Origin of the sequence: Streptomyces spinoverrucosus (assembly GCF_015712165.1) — a bacterium.
Taxonomy (GTDB): domain Bacteria; phylum Actinomycetota; class Actinomycetes; order Streptomycetales; family Streptomycetaceae; genus Streptomyces; species Streptomyces spinoverrucosus_A.
Window position 1 is genome coordinate 4,334,598 of the sequence record NZ_JADPZX010000001.1, and the last position, 18,356, is coordinate 4,352,953.

Here is an 18,356-nt window from a genome sequence, read left to right on the forward strand (position 1 = left end):
CGATCAACCCCGCTCCGCCAGCATCCGCTCGATCACGATCGCCACCCCGTCGTCGTTGTTGGCGACCGTCCGGCCCGATGCCGCGGCGATCACGTCCGGGTGGGCGTTGCCCATGGCGTACGACTGGCCTGCCCAGGTGAGCATCTCGACGTCGTTGGGCATGTCACCGAAGGCGACGACCTCCTCGTGGGAGATTCCCCGCTCGGCGCAGCTCAGGGCGAGCGTGCTGGCCTTGGAGACGCCGGGACCGCTGATCTCCAGCAGGGCGCTGGGGCTGGAGCGGGTGACGTTGGCGCGCTCGCCGATGGCGAGGCGGGCCAGCGTGAGGAAGGCGTCCGGGTCGATCTCGGGGTGGTAGGCGAGGATCTTGAGCACGGGCTCGCCCGCGCCGGGCGCGTCCGGCGCCAGCAACTGCTCGGCCGGCGCGAGCGCGTCCGGGATCTCCATGTGCAGCTTCGGATAGTCCGGCTCCTGGTAGAAGCCGTACGTCTGCTCCACCGCGTACACCGTGCCCGGCGCCGCTTCCCGCAGCAGTCGTACGGCGTCCAGCGCGTTCTTCCGCGCCAGCTCCCGCACCTTCACGAACCGGTGGGCGCCGGGACCGCCGTGCAGGTCGACCACGGCGGCGCCGTTGCCGCAGATCGCGAGGCCGTGACCGTGGACGTGGTCGCTGACGACGTCCATCCAGCGGGCCGGGCGGCCGGTGACGAAGAAGACCTCGATGCCCGCCTCCTCGGCGGCCGCGAGGGCGGCGATCGTGCGGGGGGACACCGACTTGTCGTCGCGGAGCAGCGTGCCGTCGAGGTCGGTGGCGATCAGCCGGGGCGGAACTGCGGCGGCCGGGGTCTCGGGCTGTCGAGTCGCTGAGGTCACCGGGCCATTCTCGCGCATCCGCCTGCACGGGCGTGCGGGAGTCCGCACAGGTGAGTGGATACGGCCCCCACCTGTGCTGTTGCGCCCAGTGAGCCGGTTCCGGGCAGGCGGGCTCGGCTCAGCCCAGCTGCGCCGGCGCCTCCATCGCTATCTGCTCGAAGACCTTCTCCTCCGCGGCGAAGTCCGAGTCGGGGATGGGCCAGTGGATCACGATCTCGGTGAAGCCGAGCTCCTGGTGCCGCCCCGCGAAGTCCACGAACGCGTCGAGGGACTCCAGTGGCCGGTTGCGGTCCGGGGTGAACCCGGTGAGGAGGACCTTGTCCATGCCGGTGGTGTCGCGGCCGATCGCGGCGCAGGCGTCGGCGAACCTTTCGGTCTGCCGGCGAATGGCCTGAACCGACTGCTCGGGCGTGCCGTCCTCGTACAGCTTGGGGTCGCCGGTGGTCACCCAGGCCTGCCCGTGGCGGGCGGCGAGCTTCAGCCCGCGCGGGCCGGTGGCGGCCACCGCGAACGGCAGTCGGGGGCGCTGCACACAGCCGGGGATGTTGCGCGCCTCGTGTGCCGCGTAGTAGTCGCCCTTGTACGACACCGCGTCCTCGGTGAGCAGCCGGTCCAGCAGCGGCACGAACTCGGCGAACCGGTCGGCACGCTCCTTCGGGGTCCAGGCCTCCTGCCCCAGGGCGGTGGCGTCGAAGCCGGTGCCGCCCGCGCCGATACCGAGCGTGATCCGGCCGCCGGAGATGTCGTCGAGCGAGATCAGTTCCTTGGCGAGGGTGACCGGGTGCCGAAAGTTCGGCGAGGTGACCAGGGTGCCCAGTCGCATCCGGTCGGTGACCGCCGCGGCGGCGGTCAGTGTCGGTACGGCACCGAACCACGGGCCGTCCCGGAAGCTGCGCCAGGACAGATGGTCGTAGGTGTACGCGGTGTGGAAGTCGAGCTGCTCCGCGCGCTGCCAGGCCGAACGGCCGCCGTCGTGCCAACGGCGGTACGGGAGGATCACAGTGCTCAGACGCAGACTCATGGATCCGAGCCTAAGCGGCGCCCGGTGTTTCACGTGAAACAGTCACCGTACGTGGCGACTCAGCCACGGCGTCAGCGTGATCATCGGGATGAACTCCTTGTGCGTACGGTCTCCCGGCAGTGGCACGACCAGGTGGTGCGCGTGCAGGAAGCTACGGGCGGCCGTGACATGGGCGAGGCCGTCGAAGACGGCGCGCAGGAAGTCGGGTACGTCGTCGCGCCGGATGTCGGGGCATTCGACGTCCTCGACGGTGATCAGGGCGTCGTCGTCCGGGTAAAGCCGCACGCTCACCCTGGGCACCCCGCCGAAGTCGACGAACGCCTCGTGCGGCAGCGAACCGTCCGGGTCGGTGGTGACGCCGACGCCCGCGGCGGTGCGGCGGGAGGTCTGGTCGGCGCCGATGTCGTGCGTGACCTCGATCTCCCGGTTGTACTCCGTGGCCAGGGCACGGAGGGCGACGACGGCGGCCTCGGTGGTGGGCAGACGGTCCATACGGTGGTCCATACCAGGGATCATGCAAGGTCAATGCCGCTAGGGGAAGCGCAGGTACCGGGGTGGTACGGCCTTTGTCAGCCACACCCCGTTCGCGCTCACCTGGAACACATGGCCGTCGCGGTGCATCGCACCCGCGTCCACCGCCAGCACCACGGGGCGGCCCCGGCGGGCGCCGACCCGGGTCGCGGTCTCGCGGTCGCCCGAGAGGTGCACGTCGTGGCGGTTCATGGGCCTGAGCCCTTCGGCGCGTATCGCGTCCAGGTGGCCGGCGACGGTGCCGTGGTAGAGGTACGGCGGCGGGGGCGCCTGGGGCAGTCCCAGGTCGACGTCGATGCTGTGGCCCTGGCTGGCGCGGATCCGGGTGCCCTCGATCGCGAAGCGTTTCTTGTCGTTCGTCGCGACCACGCGGTCCAGCTCCTCGCGGGTGAACCGGAACCCGTGCGCGGCCGCGGCCGCGATCAGCGCGTCGATCTCGACCCAGCCGCCCTCGTCGAGCGTGAGCCCGATCCTCTCGGGCTGGTGGCGCAAGTGCTTCGAGAGATACTTCGACACCTTCACGACGCGTCTTTCGTCCATGCCCTCAGCGTGCGGCAGAGACGTGGATCACGCACTTGATTTTGCTCCGGAGGTTTGATCCACAACTAACTGTAGTTATCCACAGGGGAATTGCCGAAGCTGTGGACAACCACTCCGCAATCTCAGCCTTGTTCGTCAACATATGAGGAATTTGTCCCGTTTGATGTCAGTCGGTCCAAGGCCCGCGCCCGTACCTCCCGTTCAGCGGCGAGCGCGACAAATGTCCCGGCCTGCTGCACACCAACCAGTTCCTCCACGGCCCGCATCGTGTCCGCCGGTATCCGGACCAGTCGTGTCCCGTCCGCCGTCTCCCCCGCCCCGCCCCCACCCAGATGCCGGCGCAGCTCCTGGGACGCCAACACCCGCATCGCGCGGCCGAGTTCAGCGTCCACCGTCTGACGGGCAAGGGGACGCAGCCGTCGTACGAGACAGGCCGCTTCTGCCGCGTCCGCGTCCGTCGGGCGATGTGGTCCGTCGAGGTAACGGGCGAAGACATGCTCGGTGGTGAACTCCAGGAAGCGGGAGGCGATGTGCTCGACCTGTGCCCTCAACTCCCGCAGATGATCGGAGATCGCGGACAGCGGCACGCCGGCCGCGTGCAACTCCACCGCCACGGCCAGCTCTTGAGGGCTCGGTACGACGAACACGTCCCCGTCGCCCGGCACCGGCTCCAGTACCCCGAGCTCGACGGCCTGGGCGATCGCCGCGTCGTCGGGGGTGCCGCCGAAGCGGTCGATCAGTTCGGCGCGGGTGATCCGGGACGGCTCCTCATCGGTCCAGGGGCCGTCCACCTCGGCGACCAGGCCCAGGACCCCGCCGAGGCCGCGGCCGGTGTCGTGGGCCTCCAGCAGCTCCTTGATCGAGGCCAGGGTGTAGCCCCGGTCCAGGAGGTCGGCGATCTGACGAAGCCGGGTGACGTGCGTCCCCGTGTAGGCGTTGGCACGGCCACGCCGTTCGGGGCGGGGCAGGACGCCGCGGTCCTGGTAGGCGCGGATCGTGCGGACGGTGGTGCCGGTGATGTGGGCGAGGTCCTCGATGCGGTACGTCGGCTCGCTCATGCGCGTGCCTCGCTCACAACCGCGGTTCCACCCGGGCGATCCTGCGCAGCGCGCCGGGCATGAACCGCGACAGCAGGTACGCACCGCGTGCCTCAGGCGTCACCGGCACCACCGCCTCGTTGCGCACGACCGCCCGCAGGATCGCGTCGGCGACCTTCTCCGGCGGGTAGTTCCGCAGCCCGTACAGGCGGGCGGACCGCTGCTGACGCCGCCTCTCCTCGGCCGCGTCCACGCCGGCGAACCGTGCCGTCGACGTGATGTTGGTGTTGACGAAGCCCGGGCATATCGCCGTGACACCGATGCCCTGCCCGGCGAGCTCGGCGCGCAGGCACTCGCTCAGCATCAGCACGGCGGCCTTGGAGGTGCTGTAGGCGGGCAGCGCCCGGGAGGGCTGGTACGCCGCCGCCGACGCGGTGTTGACGATATGGCCGCCCTGCCCGCGCTCGGCCATCTGCCGGCCGAAGAGCCGGCAGCCGTGGATCACACCCCACAGATTGACGTCGAGAACCTTGCGCCAGTCCTCGGGGGTGGTGTCCAGGAAGGATCCGGACAGGCCGATCCCGGCGTTGTTCACCAGCACGTCCACGACGCCGTACTCGCTCGCGACCTTCTCCGCGAGCTTCTCCATCGCCTGCTCGTCGGAGACGTCGACCGTCTCGGCCCAGGCCTCCGGCGCGCCGATCAGACGGGACATCTCCGCGGTCCGGGACGCCCCCTCCGGGTCCCGGTCGACGGCGATCACGCGGGCGCCGGCCTCCGCGAACGCGAACGCCGTGGCCCTGCCGATGCCGCTGCCCGCGCCCGTGACGAGCACGAGCTGCCCGCCGAAACGGTCCGCGTACCGGCCTGTCGCCTCGATCACCGGCCTGCCTCCTTCGTTCGCGGTCACGAACTCCTCGATCCAGGCGGCCAGCTGGTCCGGACGTGTGCGCGGGATCCAGTGCTTGGCGGGGAGCGTCCGCCGGGTCAGTTGCGGAGCCCACCGCTCCAGCTCGTCGTACAGCCGCTCGGACAGAAACGCGTCCCCAAGGGGCGTGATGAGCTGCACGGGCGCGTGCGCGTACGCGTCCGGGCGTGGCCTGCGCAGCCGGCTCCGTACGTTGTCCCGGTACAGCCACGCCCCGTGCGCCGCGTCCGTGGGCAGGGACGAGGTCGGGTAGCTGTCGCCGGGGATCTTCTCCATGCGCTCCAGGACACGTGGCCAGCGCTTGCCGAGGGGGCCGCGCCACGCCAGTTCGGGCAGCACGGGCGTGTGCAGCAGGTAGACGTACCAGGACTTGGCGCCCTGACCGAGGAGTTCGCCGACCCGGCGTGGGGTGGGGCGTTTGACCCGCTGCTGGATCCAGTGGCCGAAGTGGTCCAGGGAGGGCCCGGACATCGAGGTGAAGGACGCGATCCGGCCCTCGGTGCGCCGGACGGTGACGAACTCCCACGCCTGCACCGAACCCCAGTCGTGCCCCACCAGGTGCACCGGACGGCCCGGACTCACCGCGTCCACCACGGCCAGGAAGTCGTCCGTCAGCTTCTCCAGCGTGAACCCGCCGCGCAATGGCCGCGGTGCCGTGGACCGGCCGTGGCCCCGGACGTCGTACAACACGACGTGGAAGTGTTCGGCGAGGCGGACCGCCACGTCGGACCACACCTCCTTGCTGTCCGGATAGCCGTGCACGAGGACGACCGTCGGCTGCTGCGGATCCCCCAGCTCGGCAACGCACAGCTCGACGCCGCCCGTGTGCACCCGGCGCTCCCGCGCACCTGCGAGCATCGTCACTTCTCCTCCGCCCAGCGCCGCACGTGCGGCAGATCGTCGTCCAGCCAGAAGGCGCTCTCCTCGGGGTCCCCGGAGTCGGTGACGACCAGGATCTCCTCGAACTTCGCGCCCGTCCCCCGGAAGCCCAGATGGGGTTCGACCGCCCACAGGCCCGGCTGCGGCGGGTGGTCGGAGAAGCGGTACGGCGACCAGAGCGGGGACCAGCCCTCGCGGTGACCGTGCAGCGCATCGCTCGCGAGACCCTTCAGGGACTGCGTGCCGAACCCGAACAGCCGCGGGGACCAGCGACGCTCGCGCACCCGGTCCACCTTGTGGGCGATCACTCCGAAGGGGTACGCGCGGTGCCGGTTGGCGTAACCCTGGCGGACCATGAGGCGGTCCACGTCCTCGTAGATCTCGCGCAGGGAGCGCCGCTCGCGCACCTCGCGCAGGATCAGCTCGCGGTGCGCCTCCAGGTCGGCCATCAGCTTGTTCTGTACGGGGTTGATGCCGAGCGAGCCCGAGTAGCCGATGTCCGCCGTGTGGCCCTCGAACACCGGTGCCATGTCGAGGATGAACGGCATCCCCGGCTCCAGGAGCCGGTTGGTGGGGAAGAACTGCAGCGGCACACGAAAGTCGACGAACGCCGTGCGATCGCCGAACCAGGCGAACGGCAGGTGGAACCAGTCCCGCACACCCCGCTCGCGCAGCCAATCGCGCTGCATCCGCGCCGCCTCACGCTCCGTCACACCCGGCTTCAGCTGGGCGGCCACGGCCTCCGCGCACTCGTAGGCGAGGTGCTGCACCTTGCGGAACCCACGCAGCTCCGCCGAGCGTTCACTGGTCATTGCCGTAGCCATGGCACCCCGTCCCACCGGTTGCGGTACGTGCACGTAACTTGACATCGGTGAATGTGACAGTTGTTAGAGGCTGCGTCAATAGGCCGGTGTCTTCCACCCTCAGGGCCCGGCCCTTCGGCCCTCAGGGTGACCCTCAGGGTCCCGTAATACTCAAGAGTGACGTGAAGACGGCTCTGCGGTCTGACGACGTGCATGGCGCGGATCACTACCGTCGAAGACGTGACTGTGATCGCGACCGAAAGCCTGAGCAAGCGGTTCCCCCGGGTGACCGCGCTTGACCGGCTCTCCGTGGACGTCGGGCCCGGTGTGACCGGACTCGTCGGAGCCAATGGAGCCGGCAAGTCCACACTGATCAAGATCCTGCTGGGTCTGTCCCCCGCCACCGAGGGCCGCGCCGAAGTGCTCGGACTCGATGTCGCCACCAAGGGCGCCGCCATCCGCGAGCGCGTGGGATACATGCCGGAGCACGACTGTCTGCCGCCCGACGTCTCGGCCACCGAGTTCGTCGTCCACATGGCGCGCATGTCCGGCCTCCCGCCCGCCGCCGCGCGCGAGCGCACCGCGGACACCCTGCGCCACGTCGGCCTGTACGAGGAGCGCTACCGCCCCATCGGTGGCTACTCGACCGGCATGAAGCAGCGCGTCAAGCTGGCGCAGGCCCTCGTCCACGACCCGCAGCTGGTCTTCCTGGACGAGCCGACCAACGGCCTCGACCCGGTCGGCCGGGACGAGATGCTCGGCCTGATCCGCCGGGTCTACACCGACTTCGGCATCTCGGTTCTGGTCACCTCGCATCTGCTGGGCGAGTTGGAGCGCACCTGCGACCACGTGGTCGTGGTCGACGGCGGCAAGCTCCTGCGCTCCAGCTCCACCACGGACTTCACGCAGACCACGACCACCCTCGCCATCGAGGTCACCGACACCGACGAGCACCCGGACGGCACCCGCGCGGTGCGCGACGCGCTCCACGCGCGCGGGGTGACCGTCGCCGCCGGCAGCGGACTGCCCGGCGCCGGCCACGTCCTGCTGCTCACCGCGCAGGGCGAGGAGACCTACGACCTGGTCCGGGACACGGTCGCCGAGCTCGGTCTCGGCCTGGTGCGCATGGAGCAGCGCCGGCACCAGATCGCGGAGGTCTTCACGACCGACACGGACACCGATACGGCCACAGACACGGCCACCGGCACCGACGAGCAGCGGAAGGAGGCGGTCCGCCATGGCGGTTGAGCAGCCCGTACCCACGGCGCCGGGTGACCAGACCCGTATCCACAACATCGGCTACCGCACGTACGTCGGCCCGCGCCTGGGCCGCTCCTACGCGACCCGCTCCCTCTACTCGCAGTCCCTGCGCGGCGCCTACGGCCTCGGCCGCTCGGTGAAGTCCAAGGTGCTGCCGATGCTGCTGTTCGTGGTGATGTGCGTACCCGCGGCCATCATGGTCGCCGTCGCGGTCGCCACCAAGGCCAACGACCTGCCGGTCGACTACACGCGCTACGCGATCATCATGCAGGCCGTGATCAGCCTGTACATCGCCTCGCAGGCACCCCAGTCCGTCTCACGCGACCTGCGCTTCAAGACGGTGCCGCTGTACTTCTCGCGTCCCATCGAGACCGCGGACTACGTGCGCGCCAAGTACGCGGCGCTGGCCTCGGCGATGTTCATCCTCACCGCCGCCCCGCTGCTCGTGCTCTACGTCGGCGCGCTGCTGGCCAAGCTCGACTTCGCCGACCAGACCAAGGGATTCGCACAGGGACTCGTCTCCGTGGCACTGCTCTCACTGCTCTTCGCCGGCATCGGGCTGGTCATCGCGTCGGTCACCCCGCGCCGCGGCTTCGGCATCGCCGCCGTGATCGCCGTGCTGACCATTTCCTACGGCGCGGTGTCGACCCTGCAGGCCATCGCGGACGCGCAGGGCACCTCGGACTCCATCGCCTGGATCGGACTCTTCTCGCCTATCACCCTCATCGACGGAGTGCAGTCCGCCTTCCTCGGCGCGCAATCGGCATTCCCCGGCGGGGTCGGCCCGACGAACGCCGAGGGCGTCGTCTACGTCATCGTCGCGCTGGGCCTCATCGCCGCGAGCTACGGCCTGCTGATGCGCCGCTACAAGAAGGTGGGACTGTGACCACGCTCTCCCTCGACCACGTCTCCCGCTGGTTCGGCAACGTGGTCGCCGTCAACGACATCACCATGACGATCGGCCCCGGCGTCACCGGCCTGCTGGGCCCCAACGGCGCCGGAAAGTCCACCCTGATCAACATGATGGGCGGCTTCCTGGCCCCCTCGACCGGCACGGTCACGCTCGACGGGCAGCAGGTCTGGCGCAACGAGCGGATCTACCAGCACATCGGCATCGTCCCCGAGCGCGAGGCGATGTACGACTTCCTCACTGGCCGCGAATTCGTCGTCGCCAACGCCGAGTTGCACGGCCTGGGCGCGAAGGCCGCCCAGAAGGCCCTCGCAACGGTCGAGATGGAGTACGCGCAGGACCGCAAGATCGCCACGTACTCCAAGGGCATGCGGCAGCGCGTCAAGATGGCCAGCGCGCTGGTCCACGACCCCTCGCTGCTCCTGCTGGACGAGCCCTTCAACGGCATGGACCCGCGCCAGCGCATGCAGCTGATGGACCTGCTGCGGCGGATGGGCGACGAGGGCCGTACGGTCCTGTTCTCCTCGCACATCCTCGAAGAGGTCGAGCAACTCGCCTGGCACATCGAGGTCGTGGTCGCCGGACGGCACGCGGCCAGCGGTGACTTCCGCAAGATCCGCCGCCTGATGACCGACCGGCCGCACCGCTACCTGGTGCGTTCCAGCGACGACCGCGCCCTCGCGGCCGCGCTGATCGCCGACCCGTCCACGTCCGGCATCGAAGTGGACCTCACCGAGGGCGCGTTGCGTATCCAGGCCGTCGACTTCGGCCGCTTCACCGCCCTGCTGCCGCAGGTGGCCCGGGACCACGGCATCCGTCTGCTGACGGTCTCGCCGTCCGACGAGTCCCTCGAGTCCGTGTTCTCGTACCTGGTCACGGCGTAGGAGGCCGAAGATGTACGACCCCACAGTCGCCCGGCTCACCTACCGGGCCCTGCTCGGCCGGCGCCGGGCCCTCATCCTCGGCGCGCTGCCGCTGCTGCTGATCGCGATCTCCGTGGTGGTGCGCGGCCTCGCCGGCGCCGACGACCAGACCGCCGCCGATCTGCTGGGCGGGCTCGCGCTCGCCACGATGGTGCCGATCATCGGTGTCATCGCCGGCACGGGCGCGATCGGCCCGGAGATCGACGACGGCTCGGTGGTGTATCTGCTGTCCAAGCCGGTGAAGCGGCCGACGATCATCTTCACCAAACTGATCGTGGCGATCGCGGTGACCATGGTGTTCTCGGCGGTGCCCACCCTGATCGCCGGCTTCATCCTGAACGGCAACAGCCAGCAGATCGCCGTCGCCTACACGGTGGCCGCGCTGGTCGCCTCCATCGCGTACGCGGCGCTGTTCCTGCTGCTCGGCACGGTGTCCCGGCACGCGGTGGTGTTCGGCCTGGTCTACGCGCTGGTCTGGGAGGCCCTGTTCGGCTCCCTGGTGTCCGGGGCGCGCACGCTCAGCGTCCAGCAGTGGTCGCTGGCGGTGGCCCACAGGGTCGGCAACGGTGAGCTGGTGACATCCGACGTCGGGCTGCCGACGGCGGCGGTGCTGCTGGTCGCGGTCACCGTGCTCGCCACCTGGTACGCCGGGCAGAAGCTGCGGTCGCTGACGCTGGCCGGGGAGGAGTGAGGGCGCCGGGCCCTTGACAGGGCCCGGCCCTGACATCCGCTTCACCTCTGTCCGGGCACACTGGGCAAAGCGGATGCAAAGCTGATGCATTGCACCGACTTCAGGACCGGGAGGCAGGCAGAATGTCGCAGCACGAGGACCGCGCACAGTCCGGGGACTCCGGGGACGACGCCTGGGAAAGCCTGGTCCTGGACGACGACTTCATACGCGGGGCCGGTACGGCCGAACCGTCCGCCCGCGCCCGGATGCTGGCCGCGCGGTGGCGCCGCGAGGCGCCCGAACCGCAGCCGTGGCGCTCCGACGAACCGCCGGCGGGCTGGTTCTTCAGCAAGGTTCGCCGGCGGAGGTGGCGTCGACGTTAGCGGGGCTCCGGCAGCCTCTTTAATCAGTGGCGCCCAACTCGGCGTACCGGCATGCTGGTTGTGTCCACGACGCCGGACCGGTCCGGCGCCACTGTCTGGGAGAGGAGCCGGACGATGTCCATGCACGGCAGTACGTCCAGCTCCCGTCAGGGCAGCCCGCGGCGGACTCCGGAGTAGTCGCCACCGCTCCGTCGAGCTCGCCCCATACGGGGAGCTGCCCGGGGCGGCCGCTTCGAGCACGCGATGTCGCTCTCGCGTGGGCCGCCCACCCAGTCGCTGCCGCTTTGGCTTGGCCGAGTTACCAGTAGGCCTCGTCGAAGAGGCACCGCACGTTGGGGTGGCCGGGTTGGTTGCGCTGCTCGGCGCCACGAGGTGCCGCTGCGCCCACCCGTGCCGCCCCAGCGGCACGACTGCCCGCAGCTATGCCAGCAGACGCTCCAGCACCACCGCGATCCCGTCCTCCTCGTTGGACGCGGTCACCTCGTCGGCCACCGCCCGCAGTTCCTCGTGGGCGTTGGCCATCGCCACACCCCGGGCCGCCCAGGCGAACATCGGGATGTCGTTGGGCATGTCGCCGAAGGCGATGGTGCCCGCGGCCTTCACGCCCAGACGCCGGGCCGCAAGCGACAGCCCCGTCGCCTTGGACAGGCCGAGGGGGAGGAGTTCGACGATGCCCTGGCCCGCCATGGTGACGGTGACGAAACCGCCCGCGGCGCGCTGGGCGACCTCCGCGAGCTCGTCGTCGGTCAGGGTCGGGTGCTGGATGTAGATCTTGTTCAGCGGCGCCGACCAGAGGTCCGACGCCTCCGTGAAGGGCGTCGCGGGCAGCCCGCCCTGGAGCGCGTAGCCCGGCCCGACCAGCACCTCGCCGTCCAGGCCGTCGCGGCTCGCCGCCAGATACAGCGGGCCGACCTCCGCCTCGATCTTGGCCAGGGCCACCCCCGCCAGCTGCCGGTCCAGGGTCACCGACGTCAGTAGACGGTGCTCGCCGGCGTCGTACACCTGTGCGCCCTGGCCGCAGACGGCGAGACCCCTGTAGCCGAGGTCGTCGAGGATGTGCCGGGTCCACGGGACCGCGCGTCCGGTGACGACGATGTGCGCGGCGCCCGCCGCGGTGGCCGCGGTGAGCGCCTCACGGGTGCGGCGCGAGACCGACTCGTCGGAGCGCAGGAGCGTGCCGTCGAGGTCGGTGGCGATCAGTCGGTAGGGGAAACCGGGGGCGGGAGCCGTGTCGCTCACTTGGCCACCGGCTCCAGGACCTCCCGGCCGCCCAGATACGGACGCAGCACCTCGGGCACGCGCACGGAGCCGTCGGCCTGCTGGTGGTTCTCGAGGATCGCGACGATCGTGCGCGGTACGGCGCACAGGGTGCCGTTCAGCGTCGCCAACGGCCGCACGGTCTTCCCCTCACGGACGCGGATCGACAGACGGCGGGACTGGAACTCGGTGCAGTCCGAGGTCGAGGTCAGCTCGCGGTACTTGCCCTGCGTCGGGATCCACGCCTCGCAGTCGAACTTGCGCGAGGCGGAGGCGCCCAGGTCACCGGAGGCCACGTCGATCACACGGAACGGCAGCTCCAGCGAGGTCAGCCACTGCTTCTCCCACTCCAGCAGGCGCTGGTGCTCGGCCTGCGAGTCCTCGGGAGCGACGTACGAGAACATCTCGACCTTGTCGAACTGGTGCACGCGGAAGATGCCTCGCGTGTCCTTGCCGTGCGAGCCGGCCTCGCGGCGGAAGCAGGGCGAGAAGCCCGCGTAGCGCAGCGGGAGTTTGGCGGCGTCGAGGATCTCGTCCATGTGGTACGCGGCCAGCGGCACCTCGGACGTGCCGACCAGGTAGAGGTCGTCGCTCGCGAGGTGGTAGACGTCCTGGGCGGCCTGGCCGAGGAAGCCGGTGCCGGCCATCGACTGCGGGCGGACCAGCGCCGGGGTGAGCATCGGGGTGAAGCCGGCCGCCGTGGCCTGCGCCATCGCGGCGTTCACCAGGGCCAGCTCCAGCAGGGCGCCGACGCCCGTGAGGAAGTAGAAACGCGAACCCGAGACCTTCGCGCCGCGTTCGACGTCGATCGCGCCGAGGATCTGGCCGAGCTCCAGGTGGTCCTTCGGCTCGAAGCCCTCGGCGCCGAAGTCACGGATCGTGCCGTGCGTCTCCAGCGTGGCGAAGTCCTCCTCGCCGCCGACGGGGACGTCCGGGTGGACGAGGTTGCCGAGCTTGAGGAGCAGTTCCTGGGTCTCGGCGTCGGCCGCGTCGCGCTCCGCGTCGGCGGCCTTGACGTCGGCGGCGAGCTGGCCGGCCTTCTTCAGCAGCTCGGCCTTCTCGTCGCCGGAGGCCTTGCCGATGAGCTTGCCGAGGCCCTTCTGTTCGTTGCGCAGCTCGTCGAAGCGGACGCCGGACGACCTGCGCCGCTCATCGGCAGACAGGAGGGCGTCGACGAGCGCGACGTCCTCTCCACGGGCGCGCTGCGAGGCGCGCACTCGGTCGGGGTCTTCACGGAGCAGGCGAAGGTCAATCACGCGCTCCAGGCTACCGGTGCGGGGTGAGCGCCCACGACTCACTATTCCAAGCCGCGGCTTACGTTCCGTTATGCGGTAATTGCCAGCTGTTGTGTGCCCTCGTCCGCCCTCGTCAATAAAGATCTTCCCGATCCCTTGATCGGGGCAGTCGAAGGGCGGTCGGTTGACTGGATTTCCTTGTGGAGAACGGGACTTGGGGTCTCGGTTGTCCACAGGAATCCACACCCTCCGAAGAGTTATCCACAGGGTGTGCGGAAGATCTGTGGATTCGGAATTGATCAATCCGAAGCGCACCAGTGGATCTTTGGATTCCCATGGCAATCCTCCCTTACGCCCACTTTCGAGTGGAAATGCATCGCTCCAAAGAGTTGACCGAAGGAAAAGAGTGGACGAAGGGTGACCTGCGGGCTGGTGGACGCCGCGAGGCCTTGTAGGGCGATTTGTCGACAGGGTCATGGTCCACTGTCGACTTGTCCCCAGGTCGAGAAGCGGACCTGTGGATAACGCCTGTGGATAACGAAAATATGCAGGTAGGACTGGTGAGGCTGGAGGGACTGGCCGACTGACCGGCTGGACCGGCTGACTGGCCGGAACCGGCTGACTTGCTAGAACCGGCCGTCCTGGCACCGGGCCACCCAGTCCGCCGCCGACGTGAACTCGTCGTCCGACGTGCCGGGCAGCGGGGGCTGCACATCCGCCGGCTTCGCGTCCGCGCGGGGGTACGAGCCGAGGTAGCGCACCTGGAGGCAGATCCGCTTGAGCCCCATCAGCGCCTCGGCGACCCGGCGGTCGGAGATGTGACCCTCGGCGTCGATGCAGAAGCAGTAGTTGCCGATGCCGGCGCCGGTGGGCCGGGACTGGAGCAGCATCAGGTTGATGCCCCGGGTGGCGAACTCGCCCAGCAGGTCACGCAGGCCGCCGGGGTGGTCGTCGCGCTGCCACAGCACGACGGACGTCTTGTCGGCGCCGGACGGAGCGGCGGGCCGGGCGGGTCGGCCGACCAGGACGAACCGGGTCTGCGCGTTCTCCGCGTCGTGGATCCCGGTCTCCAGGGCCACCAGGCCGTACCGGGCGGCCGCGAACTCGCCCGCGAAGGCGGCGTCGTACTGGCCTTCCTGGACGAGCCGTGCGGCGTCCGCGTTCGAGGCGGCCGACTCCCAGATCGCGTCCGGGAGATGCTTCTTCAGCCAGTTGCGCACCTGCGGCTGGGCCGCCGGATGCGCGGAGACCGTCTTGATGTCCGACAGCTGGGTGCCCGGCCTGACCAGCAGCGCGAAGGTGATCGACAGCAGCACCTCGCGGTAGATCATCAGCGGCTCGCCCGCGACCAGCTCGTCGAGGGTGGTCGTGATGCCGCCCTCGACGGAGTTCTCGATCGGCACGAAGGCGGCCTCGGCCTCGCCCGAGCGCACCGCGTCCAGCGCTGACTGCACGGACACGTACGGGATCAGCTCGCGGGTCGCCGCCTCCGGCAGCGTACGCAGAGCGACTTCGGTGAAGGTGCCCTCGGGACCGAGATACGCATAGCTCGCTGGCATGTCCTCACCCTAATGGGCCCCCGGGCGCCCGGCTCACGCGTCTCACGAGAGCCCCTCCCGTGAGTGAACGCGCCCCTTCCCCGCGCCCTTCCAGGGAGTGATCCGTGCGAGGAGCGGCCAGTGCTCGGAGTGCCCCCGCGGCACCAGTCACCCCTCCAGCAACCGCTGCCCCACATACTCCCCGTCCGCCGCCCCGCCCGGCACGGCGAACAGCCCGCTCGCCTCATGCCGGATGAACGGCGACAACGCGTCCCCCCGGTCCAGCTTCCGCTGCACGGTCACGAATCCCCGCAGCGGATCCGCCTGCCAGCAGATGAACAGCAGCCCGGCGTCCGGCACCCCGGCCCCGTCGAAACCGTCGTGGTACGAGAACGGGCGCCGCAGCATCGCCGCACCCCCGTTCTGGTCGGGCCGGCTGATCCGCGCGTGCGCGTTGATCGGGACCACCAGGTTGCCCTCGGAGTCCGTCTTCTCCAGGTCCATCTCGGTCGTCTCGGACCCGCCCGACAGCGGCGCCCCGTCGGACTTGCGACGCCCGATGACGTCCTCCTGCTCCTTGAGCGAGAGCCGCTCCCAGTCGTCGAGGAGCATGCGGATGCGGCGTACGACGGCGTAGGAGCCGCCCGCCATCCACGTCGGGTCGGCCGCACCGGACTCCGGCACGAAGATCCGCCGGTCGAAGTCGGTCTCCGTCGGCTTCGGGTTCCGCGTCCCGTCAACCTGGCCCATCAGGTTGCGAGCCGTCATGGGGTGGGCCGTGGCCCCCGGCGACCGGTTGAAGCCGTTCATCTGCCAGCGGACCCGGGCCGCGCTGCCCGCGTCCTTCTGGATCGCGCGCAGGGCGTGAAACGCGACCAGGGAGTCGTTCGCGCCGATCTGCACCCACAGGTCGCCGTTGCTACGCGCCTTGTCGAGCTGGTCGGAGGAGAAGGCGGGCAGCGGATCGAGGGCGACCGGGCGCTGCTTCTCCAGACCCGTACGGCCGAAGAAGCTGTGCCCGAACCCGAAGGTGATCGTCAGCGACGACGGACCGGCGTCCCGCGCCACATCAGTGTCGCCGTCCCTCGCGGGCTCGCCCGCCATCAGCCGCCGGGCCGTCTCCGACCAGCGGCGCAGCAGTGCGGCCGCCTCCTTGCGGCCAGCGCCGGCGGCCAGGTCGAAGGCGATCAGGTGGCCGCGCGCCTGCATCGGCGTGGTGATGCCGGGCTGATGTTTCCCGTGAAACATCACCTGATCGGCGCCCAGCGAGGTGAGCGGCGCCGCCTGCGCGGGCGCGGCGGCATACCCGACGGCACCGCCCGCCGCCCCCAGGACCAGCCCGGTCGCACCGGCGGTACCGAGCAGCGTCCGCCGCGAGACACCCTCCCTGGGGAGCGCGTCTGCCGAAACGGCCCCCATTGGTGGCCTCTCAGGCTTCTGCCCCTTGCGGGACTTCGGAAGGGACTGGTCAGCCGTCTGCTCGGCCGTGTGCTCAGCCATGGTGATGTTTCAGCCGATCTGCGCGTTCTTGGAGACGGTCACCTGGTCGATGTCGGAGGTCCGCACGGTCGCGGCGATCTCCCACTCGCCCGCCATGGGGATCTGCACTCCGCTCGCCGACCAGTGGCCGGTGGTGATGTGGTCGGGGACGACGGGCAGGGGCCCGATGTTCTTGGACTCCAGGGTGAAGGCGACCTTCACCTCGGGGATGTCGAAGGCCCGCCCGTTGGGGCGCTGCACGTAGACGTGCATCTCGTTGCCGCCGACACGCGCGGGGTCGATGTCGACCCGTACGACGCCCTTGCCGTCCTCGCCGCCCGCGTCGAAGGCCATGTCCAGGGTGACCACCCCGGCGGCCGAGGACGCGGCCGACGACGAGGACGCGGCGGCCGCCTCGGCCTCCTCCACCGTGCGTCCCGGCTCGGTGGACGTCAGAGCGGTCGTCACCGCGAGCAGGACCACCGCGACGCCCGCCTCGGCCAGCACCGAGCGGCGCAGCCCGAAACGGTTCGGATCGGCGTCCCGCTCCCGCTTCTGCCGGGCCACGTCCACGGCGGCCCGCTGCCGCGCGAGCTGGGCGGCCCGCTTCGAGTCCCCGGCACCGGCCCCCTTGGTCTCCCCGGCACCGGCCCCCTTGGTCTCCCCGGCACCGGCCCCCTTGGTCTCCCCGGAACCAGCGCCCTTGGAGTCCCCGGAACCAGCCCCCTCGGAGTCTCTGGCACCGGCACCGGCACCGGCACCGGAACCGGGACCGCCCCCCTTCGCGCCCCTACTGGAAGTCGCCCGCGCCCCGGCCTCGGCTCGCTCCCGCCGCTTCCCGGCCCCACCAGCGACCACGGAGTCCGCCAACCGCGAGGTCCACCGCCGCGAAATCCGCGCAACGCCGACCAGCAGCACCACCAGCCCCACCTTGACCAGCAGCAACTGCCCGTACCCCGTCCCGGTGAGCGCCGACCAGGAGCCGACCTGCCGCCACGACTGGTAGAGGCCGGTCACGACCAGCGCGATCACGCTGCCGAAGGCGATCTGCGAGAACCGCCGCACCGCACTCGCCTCGAGCGGAGTCCCGGCCGGCGCCCGGTACAGCGAGACCAGCAAGGCACTCAGCCCACCGAGCCAGGCCGCCACCGCCAGCAGATGGACGACGTCGACCGGCATCGCGATCCCCGGCTGCAGCCCGGTGGACGCATGCTCGGCCATCGCCCAGGTCGCGGCGATCCCCGCAGCCACGACACCCCCGCCGAGCGCCAGCCCGAACGTCAGATCCCGCTTCTCGTCGTCGTCCCGTTTCTCGTACGCCCCGAAGAGCACGGCGATGAACAGCGCCGCCGCCGCGAGCAGCAGCAGCCGCGACACGAGCGCCGCCCCCGTCTTGGTCTGCAGCACCTGCCCGAGCAGATCGAGGTCGAAGACGTCGCCGAGCGCCCCGGACCGCGTGTATGAGCCGCGCAGCAACAGCAGCCCCAGCGTCGCCGCCGTGAGCGCCACCCACCCCGAGACGACAAGCCGCTGCACGGCCCGCACGCCCGCCCCGCGCGGCCAGCAGGCCAGCACGAACGCGGCCCCACCCGCCAGCACGATGAATCCGGCGTACGACATGTACCGCCCGAACCCGTACAGCCATCCGACGACCCCGCCCTCGGCCGTCTGCTCCGTCACCGAGACGGAGGTCGACGAGGGCGCGCCGATGGAGAAGGTGTAGGCGCCGGAGACGGGATGGCTGTCGGCGGACACCACCTGGTAGGCCACCGTGTACGTGCCGTCGGGCAGGCCCGAGTGCAGGTTCACGGCGTACGTCGTCCCGCTGACGCTGCTCGCCTCGCCGGTGTCGGCCCGCTCGCCCTTGGGGTCGAGGACCTTCAGCGAGTCGTCGGAGAGCGAGACGGCCTCGGAGAAGGTGAGTGAGACCTGCTCCGGGGCCTTGTCGACCACCGCCCCCTGCTGGGGGTCGCTGCCGGTCAGCGCGGCGTGCGCGGAGGCGGACCCGGCGCTGCCGAGCAGCAGCCCGGCGGCGGCCAGGAGCAGCAGCAGCAGGCTTCGGAGGCGGGGAGCGATGGTCGGTGTCAAG

The 18,356-nt window shown here is 70.4% G+C and carries 17 protein-coding genes; 5 read left to right on the top strand and 12 right to left on the bottom strand.

The annotated features are described in order from the left end of the window. Positions 1–3 precede the first annotated feature (3 nt). The 7 genes from I2W78_RS19475 to I2W78_RS19505 all read right to left on the bottom strand — a co-directional run bounded on the left by I2W78_RS19475 (position 4) and on the right by I2W78_RS19505 (position 6,621). Positions 4–891: an HAD-IIB family hydrolase gene (locus I2W78_RS19475; protein WP_196461563.1), complete on the bottom strand. Its 888-nt coding sequence runs from the start codon at positions 889–891 to the stop codon at positions 4–6. A 100-nt stretch (positions 892–991) separates the two neighbouring features. After that, entirely contained in the window at positions 992–1,894 is a 903-nt protein-coding gene (locus I2W78_RS19480) for an LLM class flavin-dependent oxidoreductase (RefSeq protein WP_196461564.1), read from the bottom strand. A gap of 42 nt (positions 1,895–1,936) precedes the next feature. Continuing rightward, positions 1,937–2,386, bottom strand: coding sequence for a hypothetical protein (locus I2W78_RS19485; RefSeq protein ID WP_196464631.1), 450 nt, complete (start codon positions 2,384–2,386; stop codon positions 1,937–1,939). A 39-nt stretch (positions 2,387–2,425) separates the two neighbouring features. Next, positions 2,426–2,965, bottom strand: a complete 540-nt coding sequence (locus I2W78_RS19490) for an RNA 2'-phosphotransferase (RefSeq protein ID WP_196461565.1) — start codon at positions 2,963–2,965, stop codon at positions 2,426–2,428. A 122-nt stretch (positions 2,966–3,087) separates the two neighbouring features. Next, positions 3,088–4,023 (bottom strand): MerR family transcriptional regulator, encoded by a 936-nt coding sequence (locus I2W78_RS19495; protein ID WP_196461566.1) that lies wholly within the window; start codon positions 4,021–4,023, stop codon positions 3,088–3,090. A gap of 13 nt (positions 4,024–4,036) precedes the next feature. Further along, on the bottom strand, positions 4,037–5,788 hold the full coding sequence (locus tag I2W78_RS19500; RefSeq protein WP_196464632.1) for an SDR family oxidoreductase: 1,752 nt from the start codon (positions 5,786–5,788) through the stop codon (positions 4,037–4,039). A gap of 2 nt (positions 5,789–5,790) precedes the next feature. Beyond that, complete coding sequence (locus I2W78_RS19505) at positions 5,791–6,621, bottom strand: M24 family metallopeptidase (protein WP_230885513.1); 831 nt, start codon at positions 6,619–6,621, stop codon at positions 5,791–5,793. 204 nt (positions 6,622–6,825) lie between these two features. On the opposite strand from I2W78_RS19505, the gene I2W78_RS19510 reads away from it, so the two are divergent. The 5 genes from I2W78_RS19510 (at position 6,826) to I2W78_RS19530 (ending at position 10,758) form a co-directional block, all read left to right on the top strand. Further along, positions 6,826–7,860 carry an ABC transporter ATP-binding protein gene (locus I2W78_RS19510; protein ID WP_196461568.1) on the top strand — a complete coding sequence of 345 codons (1,035 nt, stop codon included), beginning with the start codon at positions 6,826–6,828 and terminating at the stop codon, positions 7,858–7,860. After that, positions 7,850–8,758, top strand: a complete 909-nt coding sequence (locus I2W78_RS19515) for an ABC transporter permease (protein ID WP_196461569.1) — start codon at positions 7,850–7,852, stop codon at positions 8,756–8,758. The genes I2W78_RS19510 and I2W78_RS19515 overlap by 11 nt, the downstream gene beginning before the upstream one ends. Beyond that, positions 8,755–9,666 carry an ABC transporter ATP-binding protein gene (locus tag I2W78_RS19520; protein ID WP_196461570.1) on the top strand — a complete coding sequence of 304 codons (912 nt, stop codon included), beginning with the start codon at positions 8,755–8,757 and terminating at the stop codon, positions 9,664–9,666. The genes I2W78_RS19515 and I2W78_RS19520 overlap by 4 nt, the downstream gene beginning before the upstream one ends. Before the next feature lie 10 nt (positions 9,667–9,676). Then, on the top strand, positions 9,677–10,396 hold the full coding sequence (locus I2W78_RS19525) for an ABC transporter permease subunit (RefSeq protein ID WP_196461571.1): 720 nt from the start codon (positions 9,677–9,679) through the stop codon (positions 10,394–10,396). A gap of 122 nt (positions 10,397–10,518) precedes the next feature. Continuing rightward, complete coding sequence (locus tag I2W78_RS19530; RefSeq protein ID WP_196461572.1) at positions 10,519–10,758, top strand: SGM_3592 family protein; 240 nt, start codon at positions 10,519–10,521, stop codon at positions 10,756–10,758. Between the two features lie 420 nt (positions 10,759–11,178). On the opposite strand, the gene I2W78_RS19535 is transcribed toward I2W78_RS19530, so the two are convergent. The 5 genes from I2W78_RS19535 to I2W78_RS19555 form a co-directional block, all read right to left on the bottom strand. Next, entirely contained in the window at positions 11,179–11,997 is an 819-nt protein-coding gene (locus tag I2W78_RS19535) for an HAD family hydrolase (protein ID WP_196461573.1), read from the bottom strand. Beyond that, positions 11,994–13,271: a serine--tRNA ligase gene (gene serS / locus I2W78_RS19540; RefSeq protein ID WP_196461574.1), complete on the bottom strand. Its 1,278-nt coding sequence runs from the start codon at positions 13,269–13,271 to the stop codon at positions 11,994–11,996. Before serS ends, I2W78_RS19535 begins: the two co-directional genes overlap by 4 nt. Positions 13,272–13,876: 605 nt before the next feature. After that, entirely contained in the window at positions 13,877–14,809 is a 933-nt protein-coding gene (gene pheA / locus I2W78_RS19545; RefSeq protein WP_196461575.1) for a prephenate dehydratase, read from the bottom strand. Between the two features lie 147 nt (positions 14,810–14,956). Beyond that, a complete protein-coding gene (gene efeB / locus I2W78_RS19550) occupies positions 14,957–16,207 on the bottom strand; it encodes an iron uptake transporter deferrochelatase/peroxidase subunit (protein WP_196461576.1) in 1,251 nt (416 codons plus the stop codon). A 90-nt stretch (positions 16,208–16,297) separates the two neighbouring features. Then, a complete protein-coding gene (locus tag I2W78_RS19555) occupies positions 16,298–18,355 on the bottom strand; it encodes a copper resistance CopC/CopD family protein (RefSeq protein ID WP_196461577.1) in 2,058 nt (685 codons plus the stop codon). Position 18,356: the final 1 nt, after the last annotated feature.

Coding starts and splice junctions, on each gene's coding strand:
- I2W78_RS19475 (WP_196461563.1), bottom strand. CDS start 891: ATGCGCGAGAATGGCCCGGTGACCTCAGCGACTCGACAGCCCGAGACC.
- I2W78_RS19480 (WP_196461564.1), bottom strand. CDS start 1,894: ATGAGTCTGCGTCTGAGCACTGTGATCCTCCCGTACCGCCGTTGGCAC.
- I2W78_RS19485 (WP_196464631.1), bottom strand. CDS start 2,386: ATGGACCGTCTGCCCACCACCGAGGCCGCCGTCGTCGCCCTCCGTGCC.
- I2W78_RS19490 (WP_196461565.1), bottom strand. CDS start 2,965: ATGGACGAAAGACGCGTCGTGAAGGTGTCGAAGTATCTCTCGAAGCAC.
- I2W78_RS19495 (WP_196461566.1), bottom strand. CDS start 4,023: ATGAGCGAGCCGACGTACCGCATCGAGGACCTCGCCCACATCACCGGC.
- I2W78_RS19500 (WP_196464632.1), bottom strand. CDS start 5,788: ATGCTCGCAGGTGCGCGGGAGCGCCGGGTGCACACGGGCGGCGTCGAG.
- I2W78_RS19505 (WP_230885513.1), bottom strand. CDS start 6,621: ATGACCAGTGAACGCTCGGCGGAGCTGCGTGGGTTCCGCAAGGTGCAG.
- I2W78_RS19510 (WP_196461568.1), top strand. CDS start 6,826: ATGGCGCGGATCACTACCGTCGAAGACGTGACTGTGATCGCGACCGAA.
- I2W78_RS19515 (WP_196461569.1), top strand. CDS start 7,850: ATGGCGGTTGAGCAGCCCGTACCCACGGCGCCGGGTGACCAGACCCGT.
- I2W78_RS19525 (WP_196461571.1), top strand. CDS start 9,677: ATGTACGACCCCACAGTCGCCCGGCTCACCTACCGGGCCCTGCTCGGC.
- I2W78_RS19530 (WP_196461572.1), top strand. CDS start 10,519: ATGTCGCAGCACGAGGACCGCGCACAGTCCGGGGACTCCGGGGACGAC.
- pheA (WP_196461575.1), bottom strand. CDS start 14,809: ATGCCAGCGAGCTATGCGTATCTCGGTCCCGAGGGCACCTTCACCGAA.
- efeB (WP_196461576.1), bottom strand. CDS start 16,207: ATGGGGGCCGTTTCGGCAGACGCGCTCCCCAGGGAGGGTGTCTCGCGG.